The 12,925-nt window shown below is 73.3% G+C and carries 12 protein-coding genes; 9 read left to right on the top strand and 3 right to left on the bottom strand.

Going from position 1 to position 12,925, the window contains the following annotated elements:
- The first annotated feature begins 45 nt into the window (after positions 1-45).
- From B0675_RS26160 to ddaH, 9 genes are all read left to right on the top strand, one after another.
- Positions 46-567, top strand: coding sequence for a nuclear transport factor 2 family protein (locus tag B0675_RS26160; RefSeq protein WP_081222091.1), 522 nt, complete (start codon positions 46-48; stop codon positions 565-567).
- 542 nt (positions 568-1,109) lie between these two features.
- Positions 1,110-3,194 carry a condensation domain-containing protein gene (locus B0675_RS26155; RefSeq protein WP_081222090.1) on the top strand — a complete coding sequence of 695 codons (2,085 nt, stop codon included), beginning with the start codon at positions 1,110-1,112 and terminating at the stop codon, positions 3,192-3,194.
- Positions 3,195-3,363: 169 nt separating this feature from the next.
- Complete coding sequence (locus tag B0675_RS26150) at positions 3,364-3,714, top strand: hypothetical protein (RefSeq protein WP_081222089.1); 351 nt, start codon at positions 3,364-3,366, stop codon at positions 3,712-3,714.
- A 131-nt stretch (positions 3,715-3,845) separates the two neighbouring features.
- Positions 3,846-4,436, top strand: coding sequence for a Uma2 family endonuclease (locus tag B0675_RS26145; RefSeq protein WP_081222088.1), 591 nt, complete (start codon positions 3,846-3,848; stop codon positions 4,434-4,436).
- Positions 4,423-4,653 (top strand): helix-turn-helix transcriptional regulator, encoded by a 231-nt coding sequence (locus tag B0675_RS26140; RefSeq protein WP_206602738.1) that lies wholly within the window; start codon positions 4,423-4,425, stop codon positions 4,651-4,653. Before B0675_RS26145 ends, B0675_RS26140 begins: the two co-directional genes overlap by 14 nt.
- 599 nt (positions 4,654-5,252) lie before the next feature.
- Positions 5,253-6,002, top strand: a complete 750-nt coding sequence (locus B0675_RS41490) for an acyl carrier protein (protein ID WP_081222086.1) — start codon at positions 5,253-5,255, stop codon at positions 6,000-6,002.
- 12 nt (positions 6,003-6,014) lie between these two features.
- Entirely contained in the window at positions 6,015-8,390 is a 2,376-nt protein-coding gene (locus B0675_RS42455; RefSeq protein WP_143661106.1) for a polyketide synthase, read from the top strand.
- Positions 8,390-9,235 carry a 4'-phosphopantetheinyl transferase superfamily protein gene (locus B0675_RS26120; protein WP_081222083.1) on the top strand — a complete coding sequence of 282 codons (846 nt, stop codon included), beginning with the start codon at positions 8,390-8,392 and terminating at the stop codon, positions 9,233-9,235. The genes B0675_RS42455 and B0675_RS26120 overlap by 1 nt, the downstream gene beginning before the upstream one ends.
- Positions 9,236-9,665: 430 nt before the next feature.
- A complete protein-coding gene (gene ddaH, locus B0675_RS26115; RefSeq protein WP_081222082.1) occupies positions 9,666-10,514 on the top strand; it encodes a dimethylargininase in 849 nt (282 codons plus the stop codon).
- Positions 10,515-11,122: 608 nt separating this feature from the next.
- Here the strand turns inward: ddaH and B0675_RS26110 are convergent.
- The 3 genes from B0675_RS26110 to B0675_RS26100 all read right to left on the bottom strand — a co-directional run bounded on the left by B0675_RS26110 (position 11,123) and on the right by B0675_RS26100 (position 12,914).
- On the bottom strand, positions 11,123-11,500 hold the full coding sequence (locus tag B0675_RS26110) for a toxin Doc (protein ID WP_081222081.1): 378 nt from the start codon (positions 11,498-11,500) through the stop codon (positions 11,123-11,125).
- A 4-nt stretch (positions 11,501-11,504) separates the two neighbouring features.
- A complete protein-coding gene (locus B0675_RS26105) occupies positions 11,505-11,756 on the bottom strand; it encodes a hypothetical protein (RefSeq protein ID WP_081222080.1) in 252 nt (83 codons plus the stop codon).
- A gap of 498 nt (positions 11,757-12,254) precedes the next feature.
- The gene (locus B0675_RS26100; RefSeq protein WP_241539992.1) at positions 12,255-12,914 is read right to left on the bottom strand and encodes a Uma2 family endonuclease; all 660 of its coding nucleotides are present in this window, start codon (positions 12,912-12,914) and stop codon (positions 12,255-12,257) included.
- Positions 12,915-12,925: the final 11 nt, after the last annotated feature.

Below are 12,925 nucleotides of genomic sequence, written 5' to 3'. Positions count from 1 at the left end.
CGCCTCAAAGACTGTCCAGGACCGGACAGAAGGAGGCCGAGGACCATGACCGTCGAACTGATGGCGACCGCCGAACACGCCCCGCACAGGGAAGAGTTCGCCGCCCTGTACGCACAGGTGCAGCAGTTCTACGCGCACCAGATGCGCATCCTCGACGCCGACGCCGACGCCGACGCCGACGCCGACGCCGACGCCGACGCCGACGCCGACGCCGACGGCGGCGTCGAAGAAGGCTGGGCGGCCACCTTCACCGAGGACGCCGTTGTCGAACTCCCTCTGCTGCCCGCCCCGTTACGGGCCCGCGCCGGCCTCTCCCATTACGCCCGCGCCGCGGCGGATCGCCGGCGACGGGCCGGTAGCCGCCTGCACCACTGGGTCGGCATGCTCGACGTCCGGCCCCGGCCCGACGGCACCCTGCACACCCGCTGCTCCGCCCTCACCCATGCCACACCCCCCGGCGCGAGCTCCAAGGTGCTGTACGTGTGCGTCATGGAGGACGTGCTGGTCCGCGCTCACGGCACGTGGCGCACCGCCCACCGCCGGATCACCCGCGACGACCTTGCCTGACCCCACCCCTGCCCCGCCCCACCTTGCACCCCGCCCCGCTCCACCCCGCCCAGCGCCCCGGCCCGTCCCACCCTTGCCCCGTGATCTGCCCCCGCCCCCGTCCGGCCCGCGCCCGGTCTGGCGGGCAGCGCATCGCCGCGCCGCACCTCGGCCGGCGCCGCAGCGACCGCCATCCCCACCCGCGCCATCCCCACCCGTGCCACCCCCATCCGCGCCGCCCCGGCCCCGCGCGCCAGCCCCACGCACCGGCACCCGCGCCCCACACCCACGGGCCCCAGTACCAAGCCGGCCTCACGCCCAGCCCGCACGCCCTGGCACCCCGGCACCCGGGCTCCACGGCCCCGCCCCCGGTGCCGGTGCCGGGCCCCAACACCCGTCCGCTTTCCCTCCCCCCGGGTGGGCCGGGCGCATCGTGCGCGGGGCGGGTCGAGTGGGGTGTCAGGGCGGTGTCAGAGGTTTGTCGGGGGGCTGCCGCATGCTTGGGCAGCGCCTCGTGAGGAGAGGGGGAGGGGGCTTCATCGGCGCGTGCCTCCCAACTGCCGATGACCACGAACCGTTTCGCCCGGCTGCCGCAGCGCGAGCCGATCACCGTCGTCGTGGACCTGGGACCCGGCGCCGCCCCTGTCCTTCAACTGTGCGGCCCCCTGCCCGCCACCCGCATCGAGGCCGCCCTCGACACCATCACCGCCCGCCACCCCGACGCCCGCGCCTGGAAGACCGACCTGGACCGGCCCGGACCGGGCCGGCACACCGTGCGGTTCTCCACCACGGACGGCCCCGATCCGGCCGACTTCCCCCTCGGCGCACTGGCCGACCTCCTCACCCGCGCCGGCCGCGGCGCCTTCACCACCCGCCACCAGGACGCGACCCTGCTGCAACGCGAACTCCTGGCCGCCGCCGACGCCCACCCCGGACCCGGCCGCCAGGTCGAACAGGCCTCCTTCGACTGGCACGGCCCCCTGGACGTCGTGCGCTTCACCACCGCCTGGCACTCCGTGTTCGCCCGCGAATCAGTGCTGCGCACCGCCTTCGACGACCAGAGCGAAGACGCCCTGATCGTCCACGACCGGCCCGACCCGCAGGTCGTCCACCTGACGCACGACAGCGCCGAATGGCACACCCTCGTCGCCTCCGACCGGCGCCGCGGCATCGACCCCCGCCGCCCCGCCCCGCTGCGCGTCACCCTCCTGGGAGGCGAGAGCGCCGAGGCCGCCGACCTCGCCCGCACCGGCCCCGCCCGCGTCCTGCTCACCTACCACCACGCCCTGCTCGACAGCTGGTCGGTACGCCTGCTGGTCCGCGAGTTCTACCGCGCCTACCTCGCCGGCGGCGAACTGCCCGGCGGACAGCGCCGCCCCGACATGAGCGACTACACCGCCTGGCTCGCCACCCAGGACACCACCGCGGCGAAGGACTTCTTCACCCACACCGACGCCGGCGCGGACGCCACCGACGCGGTGCGCGTGCCACCGCTGTTCACCGACACCGCCCACCGCACCGAGGGCCGCTCCCGGCTGCGCCTGACCCAGGAGGAGACCGCCCGCCTCGCCGACTGGGCCGCCCGCTGGGGCGGCGGCGAGTCCACCGCCCTGCAGGCCGTGTGGTCCCTGCTCCTCTACCGTGCCGGCCGCGCCGAGGGCCCCTGCCACGTCCGCTTCGCCACCACCACCGCCGGCCGCGGCATCCTCTTCGAGGGCATCGAACGCACCCCCGGCGCCCTGGCCGGCCCCCTGCCGCAGTCCGTCCTGGTCGACCCGCACGCCACCGTGGCGCAGCTGATGACCCACCTGCGCGACCACTGCCTGGACCAGGCCGCCTACGAATGGGTGACCGCCGGCCAGATCCACGCCTGGACACGCCGCCCCGCCCCGCCCGCCGACACCCTGCTCACCTTCGAGACCCTGCCGCACGCCCTGAGCGAACTGGACGCCGAACTCGCCGCCCACGGCATCGAGGTGGAGCCGCCCCAGACCCTCGGCGCCCACACCGCCTACCCGCTGACCCTCACCGCCCACCACGACAGCGGCGACCGCCTCGTCCTGACCGCCTCCTACGACCAGGCCCGCTTCTGCGAGATCACCGAACTCCTCGCCCACGCCGCCCTGCTGCTGCGCGAGCTCCCCCGCGGCGCCGGCCCGGGCACCACCCTCGGCGACGTCCTGGCCCTCCTCACCCACCTGGGCACCGACCCCGCCCCCGGCCCGGTCCCCGCCACGCAGCAGGAGAGCCCACCCCCGCCCGCCGTGCTGCGCCCGCCCGCCCACCCCCGCGCCGCCACCCTCGCCCTGCTCCAGGCACCCGGCAGGACCCGGGCCTTCTACGACCGGATCGCCCGCGCCTACCCCGGCCCCGAGAACCTCCTCCTGCTCGCCCCCCTGCCCGCCGGCGGCGCCCACGCCGTCACGGCCGCCCGCGCCGCCTACGACGCACTCGCCCCCCACCTGCGCCCCGGCACCGGCCGCCCGGTCCTGGCCGCCTTCTGCGGAGACGGCGTCGCCGCCTGCACCCTCGCCCGCCTCGCCGCCGCCGACGGACACCGGCCCCGCGCCGTCGTCCTCGACACCACCACCACCGACCCCGACGACCTCGCCCACCGCCTCGCCGCAGCCGCCCGCCCCCACCCCTGACCACCCCCCACCGGACGCCACCCCCGGCCCGCACCCCACAACACCGCACCCCATCGGGCCGCCGTACTCCACCGCACCACCGCACCGCCGCACTTCACCGCGCACCGCACACCGCACGGCACCGGGCAGTCGGCCCGGCCGAGAGCAGCCGGACGCCGAGGAGGCAGCCATGCCGCACCCCACCCCCACCGCAACCCCCACCGCCGCTGCTCCCGCCCCGGCCCCTGCCCCTGCCCCGGTCCCGGCCTCGCGTGCACGCAGGGACGAGACCGCCTCCCAGGCCTGGGCCGAGGCACTGGCGACGGCCTGCACGCACCCCGACCACGCCCGCCGCCCCCGCGGTGAACTGATGGCCGCCGCCTTGCAGGCACACCGCACACTGACCCGCGCACCGGGCCCCGGCGTGCCGCTGACCGCACTGGGCCCGCACGGCGACCCGCGCGCTCTGGCCGCCTTCGTCGCGGTCTACGCCGCCCAGCAGCACCCGCGCGAGACCCGCACCCCGGGCAATGCCGTCTGAAGCCGGCGCTTCGCGACAGCCCGCTGCACCCCCTTCTTCTGAGGACCAGGGGGCGGCTCCTGCACCATCAGTGTCGGGCCTTTCCATGACCAACGGACTTGCCGACGTTCCGCCGGTGAAATATTTCGTGCATGGACTATCAGCGGATGCGTGAGTACGCCGACCAGCTGCTCGCCGCGTCCCGAAGCGAACCCTGGAAGCTTGAGATCAGCGGCGAGCAGATTGTCATAATGACGAGCTCCGTCGGCCGACACCTGGGCCTTGCGCGGTCCCTGCGCGTGCAGTTGGAGGCCCAGCTTCCCGGGACGAACCCGGGGTATCTCGCCGACGGCGACACCGACCTGGAGGACGTTTCGCTGGGTGTGAGGCGGGTCCCCGATCTGATGGTGTTCCACGAGGACCTTCTCGAGCGAGACGAACCGGCCCGGCCGGGCGACGTTCTCATGGTCTGCGAGGTCGTCTCGCGGGCGAACCCGGAGAACGATTACGAGGGAAAGCTCCGCGACTACCCGGCCATGGGGATCCCGCACTATCTGATCGTCGACCCTCGTACAGGGACTGTCCACGCCCACACCGAGCCCTACGCCGCCCCTGAAGGCCCCAGCTATGCCACGCACAGGCAATACCCGTTCGGCAAAAGCGTCGAGATCGGCCCGTGGCACATCGACACCAGCCGGTTCACCCGCTACGGCGACAGCGGGAGCGGCCGTGACTCTCGCTGAACTGCGCCGGTCCCAGGGGCTGACTCAGGTCCAGGTGGCGGACCTGATGAAGATCCAGCAGTCGAACGTCTCCCGGATCGAACGGACCCCGGTCCATCAACTGGAACTGGCCACCATTCAGCGCTACCTCGGGGCCGTCAACGCCGACCTGCGCCTGATCGCCGATTTCGGCGGGAACAGGGTCGAGCTCGATATCGAGGCGCCCGCACCCGGCTGACGCGCGCGATCGTTCCGCCGGCGTGCACCGCCCGTCCCCGTCGTCCGCCGACCGGGGCGGGCGCCTCCGTGTGCGCGGGACCGCGCGGGATGTGCACGGGGCCGTGGCCGGTATGACGCGGGCTCAGGCAGACCCGGCCCGTGCCCTGTTCACCCCGCCGGGCCCGCGACCGGGCTTTCCTCCGGGCCACCCCCTGCACCCCAATACAGACCGCCATGCCTGTTTACCACCCCTCCCGTAAGGGGCGATCTGACACCCGGGGAGTTACGTCGGGACCGGTCGTCCGCCGCGAGACATAAACAGGGCGCGCGGTCTGCTGGTTTTTGAACGAGAACTGCCCCAATTGAATCCTATTTGGGGTGACTTGAAGACGGACCTGCGAGGGTGGATCTCTCAAGGTGGTCTCAAGGTGAGCCCTGGAACTCTTCCAAAACAGCGGGTATGGTTTGGTCTTGAGGAAGCCCGACGGCACTACCGGTTCGCCCCTTCATCCGGAGCCGGTGTGGCCGGCCGTCCCGGCCGGGCGGGCGTCCGCGGAGGGGACGTACCGCTGCTGTTCCCGCCTTCGGCCTGCAGGACGGAACCCTTGGAGCCAAGTCATGCACGATGAAAGCCAGTTCCCCCGCCCGGCTGCCTCCGATGGGGCGCACGAGCAGCTGCTCGGCTCACTCGTCGTGGTCCTCGCCGACGTCCTGCGGATCACGCCGGAGCGGATCGACCCGGAGGAGACCTTCCGGCTGCTGGGCCTCGGCTCGCTGCTGTCCGTCCAGTTCGTCGCCGCGCTCAACGGCCACTACGGCACCGACGTGCGCGCCGACGTCCTGCTCGACCACCCCACGCCCGCCGCTCTGGCCCGTCACCTGGCGCGCACCGTGCTCCCGCACGCCGCGGCCGCCGCGGGCGGACATCCCGCGCCCGCCCGCCCCCTGGCGTCCACCGCCCTGCCGGCACAGACGCACGACGACGCGGTCGGGCCGGTGCTGGAGACGCTGCGCGAGGAACTCGCCCGCATCCTGTGCTGCGACCCCTGGGACATCCACACCGAGGCCGCCTTCACCCTGCTCGGCGTCGACTCCGTCATCGCCTCGGAGTTCGTCGCCGCCGTCAACCGGATCTACGGGCTGCAGGAACCCGCCGGCACCCTCTACGACCACCCCGACCTCGTCAGCCTCGCGGTGCACATCGTCGCCGCCGCCCCGCCGCACCAGGTCCCCGAGATCCTGCCCGCCCTGCTGGGCGTGACGGTGCCGGGAGCCGCCCCGCTGGGCATCGGTGCCCTGCTGGACGCGGTGCGCGCCGGATGGCTGTCCATCGACGACGCGCTGGGCCAGCTCTCGCACCGGGACTGAAGAAGCCGACCCATGGACGTCACAGCGGATCTCATGGACGAACGCGAAGTCCTCACCCGCTTCAAGGCGGGACGTCTGGAACGGGCACAGGCCGTCCGCATCCTCACGGCCCTGATGTCCACCACCGCCCCCCGGCACCCGGGCCCGCAGCAGCCGTTGCCCGCCCGCGGTGCCAACCGGCCCGCCGGAGGCGGGACCGGCAGCACGCAGTCCCCGCCGGCCGGCCTCGCACGCAACGCGGCACCGGCGGGGGAGGCGGCGCCGGGGCAGGCGCGGTCGGCGACGCCTGCCCCGGTCAACCACCCGGCCCCGGCCGCACCGGCCCGGCCCGCGCACGCGCGGACCGCACCCGCGCCCGCCCCCACCACACCGTCCGCCCCGGCGGCCCGAACCACCACCTCCGCCCCGCCGGCACAGGACCCCTCCACCCCGATGACGCGGGACACCTGCGACCCGGTGGGCCGGCCGGCGGGAGACGCCCGCAGCCGGGAAACAGGTGCCGTCGGCGCCGACGGACCCGAAACGGACCTGGACCGGTACGCCGTGGTGGGGATCGCCGGACGCTACCCCGGCGCGCCCGACCTGCACCTGCACTGGCACAACCTGCGCGAGGGGCGGGACACCTCCTGTGCCGGGCCGCTGGACCGGCCCGGCGGATCCCTGCTCGAACCCGGCCTGCGCGGCCACTTCCTGGCCGGGGCAGCCGAGTTCGACGCCGAGTTCTTCCAACTGGACCCCGCCGAAGCCGCCCTGATGGACCCCCAGGCACGCCTGTTCCAGGAGATCGTCTGGGAGGCCCTGGAGGACGCCGGCTGCACCGGCTCCCGCCTGGACGCTCTGACCGGACCCGACGGCAGCCCCCGCGCCGTGGGCGTATTCGCCGGCGTGAGCTCCGCCGACTACGCCCTGCTCGCCGCCCAGGACTGGAGCCGTGGCCGGCCGATGCCCGCCGCCGGCCACGGCGACCTCGCCGCCGGCCTCGCCGCCCGCCTGCGCCTCAGCGGCCCCGCTCACGCCGTCGACAGCGCCGCCACCTCCGCACTCACCGCCGTGCACCTTGCCGTCGGCGCCCTGCGGCGCGGAGAATGCGCCGCCGCCGTCGCCGGCGGCGTCGAACTGCTGCTGCACCCCTCGCGCGCCCGCGACACGGCCGGCGAGGGAGCCGGCGCCCTCGTCCTCAAGCCCCTCGCCCGGGCCCTCGCCGACGGCGACCACATCCACGCCGTACTCAGCGACACCACCGGCCCACGCCCCCACCACCCCGCACCCTCCCGGCAGTCCGGCCCGCCCGCCCCCGGCCCCGGCGTCCGCGAGAACGCGGCGACGACCGCGCGCCGCATCGGCGACGCCGGCGCGGCCACCGGGATCGCGGCCCTGACCTCCGCCGTCCTCCAGCTGCGCACCGCCACCCTCGCACCCGCACCGGGCCGCCCCGCCGCCAAGGCCTGGCCCCGCCCGCGCACCCCGCACGGACAGGAACTGCCGCGCACCGCCCTCGTCGAACTCGCCCCCGCCCACGGCCCCCGCGTCACAGCCCTCCTCGAGGAGTTCCCGCCCCCGCAGACCGGCCCCACCACCCCCCGGCCGACACCCGCACCGGCACCCGTACCGGCACCGGCACCGGTGCAGGTGCCGGGGTCCGGTCCGGAACAGGCGGCGGGTGAGGAACTCGTGCTGCTGTCCGCGCCCACCCCGGCCCACCTCGCGGCGCTGGCCGCCCGCCTCGCCGACTGGATCGCCCCCGCCACCACCCGACCCGCCGAACCGATCGCCCCGGCCGGCACGCGACCCGCCGACCGCACCACCCCACCCACCACCCCGGACACCACCCCCGACGGGGGCACGCCCGCCACCCCGGCATCCGCCCCCGGCCCGAAGCCGGCCCCCGCACCCGCCGTGGGCCCGCCGCCCTCGCTCGGAGCGCTGGCCCGGACCCTGCGCACGGGCCGTGCCGCACTGCCCTGCCGACTCGCCCTGACCGTCCGCGACCTGCCCCAACTCCACACGGCACTGACCCGGTTCGCGGCCCGACCGCACGGCACGCACAGCACGCAGGATGGGCAGAGCACGCAGGGTGAGGGGATCGTCAGCGCCGACCTGCGCTCGGCCCCGCACGACCCCTACGCCCTCGCCGGCGTGCCCGAGACCGGCGACTACCTGGCCGCGCTGTGGCACGCCGGGCGGCTGGAGCAGCTGAGGCGGCTGTGGCTGTCGGGCCTGCCCGTCGACTGGGCCGCCCTGGAGCGGCGCGCCGGCGCCGGCGCCATGGTGGTGCCCCTGCCCCCGTCGCCTCTCCTGCGCCGTCCGCTGTGGCTGGGCGACACCCACCCCACCGCCGCCCCGGCGGACGAGGCCGGTCGGGCCGGCGTGGCGGGGGAGCCGAGCTGATGCAGCCCACCGTCCTGCACCGCGGCCATCCGGCCGGACCCGGGGAACCCGACCGGGCCCCGCCGGTCAAACTCTGGTTCTGCACCAACGAGGAACTCGCCGCCGAGTTCGCCCAAATCCTGGCAGGGGCCTGGCTGGACGCACCCGAACGCGAACTCGCCGAACGCTTCCTGTTCGAACGCGACCGTCACCAGTACCTCATCGCGCACGTCCTGGTGCGCCGCGTGCTGGCCCTGGAGACGGGCGTGCCCGAGTCGGAGGCGGTGATCTGGCGTTCGCCCCGCGGCCGCCCCTTCTTCCGCAAACCCCCCGAGGGGCTGCTGCGCGGCGGCCGCAAACTCGACTTCAACCTCTCCCACACCCACGGGCACAACCTGCTCGGCATGGTGCGCCGCCACCGCATCGGTGTGGACGTCGAACGTCTGGACCGCGGCGACCGCGGCCTGAGCGCCGTCGTCGACACCTTCGCGCCCACCGAACAGCAGTGGGTGGCCAAGGCGCCCCCCGGCCGGCCCCAGGACCGCCGGGTGCTGCGCCTGTGGACGCTCAAGGAGGCCTACTCCAAGGCCCGCGGCCTGGGCCTTGGCCTGCCCTTCGACTCGTTCGCCTTCGAACTGGCCGAGGACAACGGCGTCCTGGGCTTCACACCTCCCCACGACGACAGCGAAGGCGCCCCGCGCTGGCGGTTTCTGGAACTGGAACCGGCCCCCGACGTGCTGGCCGCCGTCGCGGTGATCGTCGACCCCACCTCGCCCGCCGTGCTCCAGCTCCACCACGGCTTCCCCTGGAGCCGCAGCGTGCCCCAGCTGATCGCCCTGCCCGACCCGGCACCGATCCTGCCCTGACACCCGACCCGCCCCACCGGTCCCGCCCCGCCCGCACACCACCGGCCCATGCCGGCACCGCGGGTACGGGCCGGCACCGCGCGGCATCGCGGGCACGGGGAAGCCGCCGTGGGGGAACGCTTGAACACCGATCGAGCACAGCGCCCCCGCCGGCCCCACCCCGCTAGCCTGGACAAGGACATCAACCACCCCTGCGAAAAGGGGAGTTGACGACGTCCGCCGGCCGTGTCCGGCGGCGTCCCCGGCCGGCCGGGGCGCCGGATGCGCCGCGCGGCCCCCGGCCCGAGCCCCCGGTCACCCCGGGAACCGGTCGGGCCCCGCACCCGCCTCGCACGAAGGCCCGCCACCGGGCCACGCCGGGCCGGCGCCGCACACCCCGCGACGCCGCGCCCGCACCCCTGCTCCCACGAAGAACACAGGAGGACCCGTCATGCCGTCGACCGGCACCGCAGTCCAGGAACAGACACCCCGCACCCCGCGCACCGCGACCCCGCACCGTCTGCTCATGTGCCGCCCGCAGTACTTCGACGTGACCTACAGCATCAACCCGTGGATGAACCCCGACAAGCCGACCGACACCGCCACCGCCCTGCTCCAGTGGGAGCAACTGCGCGAGCTGTACGTGTCCCTGGGACACACCGTCGAGGTCGTCGAGCCCGTCGAGGGCCTCCCGGACATGGTGTTCGCCGCCAACGGCGCCACCGTGGTGGACGGCAAGGTCCTCGGCGCCCGCTTCCGTCACCGCGAGCGCACCGCGGAAGGCCCCGCCTACCTCGACTGGTTCGCCCGCAACGGCTACCGCGAACTCTTGTGGCCCGAGCACATCAACGAGGGCGAGGGCGACTACCTGCGTGTGGGACGCCGGATGCTGGCCGGCACCGGCTTTCGCACCGACGCCCGCTCCCACGCCGAGGCCCAGGAGTTCTTCGGCCTCCCCGTGACCGGCCTGACCCTGGTCGACCCCGCCTTCTACCACCTGGACACCGCGCTCGCGGTGCTCTCCGCGGACGAGATCATGTACTACCCGCAGGCCTTCAGCCCCGGCAGCCGAGCCGTGCTCAGGGAGATGTTCCCCGATGCCGTCCTCGCCGACGCCCAGGACGCCGCCGTCTTCGGCCTCAACGCCTTCAGCGACGGCCTCAACGTCCTGCTGCCCCAGGCGGCCACCGGCCTCATCGGCCGGCTCAAGGAACGCGGCTTCAACCCGATCGGCGTCAGCCTCGGCGAGCTCCTCAAAGCCGGCGGCAGCGTCAAGTGCTGCACCCTCGACCTCTCCTGACAGCCCGGCGAACAAGGCCGCCGGGCCAGAGGGCACATCACCGGCCCGGCGGTCGGCTCACCCCACTCGGGTAGGTGAAGGTGAGCCGACCGGCTGTCTCGATGTTTCATCGGTTCAGCGAGAGCTCCCGCGCGAGCCGTCTGGGCTTGGAGACTGAGCGCATTCGCCAGACGTGCGCCCCACAGGCCGCAGCTGCCCAGGGCTGGCGCCGGTGTGCGGGGTGGTGTGCTCAGGTGCCGGGCGACCGCTGGTAGGGATTGCTGAGAGCCATCGGCGTCTGTGCAGCATCAAGGGCATCCCGGGGGAATTGCGGGCCGGCCGCGTAGGAGCGGGCGCGCGTGCGGCCGACGGCTTGCAGGAGGCGTGCCCGATAACGGCTTCGACCATCCTGAGAGGCCGTCCTCGTGCCCACGCCTGCTGACCACCTCGCACTGGCGCACGCCGAGGAAGACAGTCTTGCTCTGCAAGGGTCTCGCACGGTGTCGGCATCGCCTGTCTCCTCAGCCGAGACGATGCCCCCAGTGAGTCTCATGGCTGGTGCGGGCAAGCAAGCCGCACTCGCGAGCTGACGCCCGGGACGGCCTCCGCCGTGGATGGTGCGGGCGCTGTCAGATGCGCCAGGAACGGATCCGGTCGGCGGCGCCGAAGACGCTGTCCTTGCCTGCCAAGAGGTCCTTGCACATTTCGACCAGCTCGCCGTACGGAACGTCGAGGCCCTCGTCGCTGGCATGCATGTAGGCGATGACGGTGGCACACGCGAACCGGACGTTGAGGGACGGCAAGGGTCTGAGCAGGAGCAGGGTGTGCAGGAGCGCCGCGGCACGCCAGGAAGCATCCGGGTCGACGCCCAGGCGGGGCGGATCGACGCGATGGCGCGCGACGGCCGCGACCAGGGCTGAGAAGTCACTGATGTGAGGCTGGTCGGGAAGGGCCGTCTCGTGCTGCTGCAGGAGCCAGCGCACGTCGATGTGCAAGGAAGGCGCCATTGCTTCAGGCTGCCCTACCCGTCTTGCTCGCCATCGGACCGTCGTCGATGCCGGCCGCTTCGATAGCTTCGGCCAGCGAGGGGTCCGCGAAGGCGCGCTGGAACTCAGTCGCTGCCTTCTTCAGGCTCCGCTGATGGGCGATCGCGTCGGTCGTCGAGGACTTCACGAAGGCTTTCAGCGTCATGCCCTGCTCGCGGGCCGCGTCCCGGAGGTCATCGAGCTCTGCTTCAGAGAAGTCCACGTTGAGTGCTGCCATGCGGTCACAGTACCGCCAAGGTACCCAGGGCTCAATCATTGCAGGTCAGAGCGAACATGCCGGGTACCTACATCGCGTAGAACGCTATCAGTAGCAGCATCAGCCGTGGGCGAAGTTGGACAGAGAACCCTCGCGCACGGCACAACGAAGATTGTGGCGGGTGAATCCTGAGGGAACGGGCCGGCGGCACCCCCGGCACAGTCCACGCGCTGATGGTCTTGGCCGTTGTGCCGCGCCTGCCTGAGTCATCCCACGCGGGATCGGTTCGGCCTCGTCGTCCAACTCGGCCCGGATGGCGCTGACGCCCTCGATCAGCCTCGAGAAGTTCGTGTCGCCCGGGCCGGCGCGCACGCATTCCATGACACGAGCGACCCATTCCACCCGCGGGGGAGGCCCACGGTGCCGTCGAGCTGCCTGTTCGGGGCGAACTCCGAGAAGATGAAGGGGAGGAAGCCAGCGGTCCTCAGGGCATCCGGCGCGGTGTATGCGGGGCAGACCTTAGGAAGAGCCGTAACGCGGGAGCACGCTGGTGTCGATCGGCGACGGTAGCGGAGCAGGCAGCTCGATGTCCTCTCCATAAATACCGTCGAGTCGGCCGTGGTACTCGCCGTCTTTCGGATGTGTGTGCAGCACCCAGCGAGCGGTACGAGGATCCAGGACGAGGAGCACGCTGGCCCCGGCGCGGGCGTACCAGCCGTTCTTGTCGGAGATTTCTTTCGCCTTCTCCGACTGCGAGATCACCTCGACCACCAGGGCAGCGTCACCGGGGTCGGCAAGCCAGGAGTCGTCTTCGTCCCACTCGACGGGCAGTACTGCCAGGTCCGGGGTGGCGTAGTCGTCGGGGTCCTCCGGCATGGCAACCGATGACATTTCGTACGGGGCCAGGTTCGCTGGTAGAAGGGGTTCGATCTGGACCCGTACGCGGCGGATAGTACCCGCGTGCTTGCCGCGCGGCGTGGGGGGCATCACGAGACTGCCTCCGATGATCTCCACTCGCAGTCCAGTTGCGCTCTCGATCTGCGAGGCGACCTCGCGCAGGTTTCCGGGGCGGGGGCGAAGTGCTGCGGGAAGGGTGATTGTGCCCACCTCCTCATCGGTGGCCGATCGCTCACCACGGTAGCGGGCAGGCTGGATCCATGCAGGCGACGGGCCGTCCACACCGGGGGACG

The organism is Streptomyces sp. M41(2017) (assembly GCF_002078175.1).
Lineage (GTDB): Bacteria > Actinomycetota > Actinomycetes > Streptomycetales > Streptomycetaceae > Streptomyces.
Note: the sequence above shows the minus strand (reverse complement) of the source record. Positions and strands in the feature narration are given on the sequence as shown.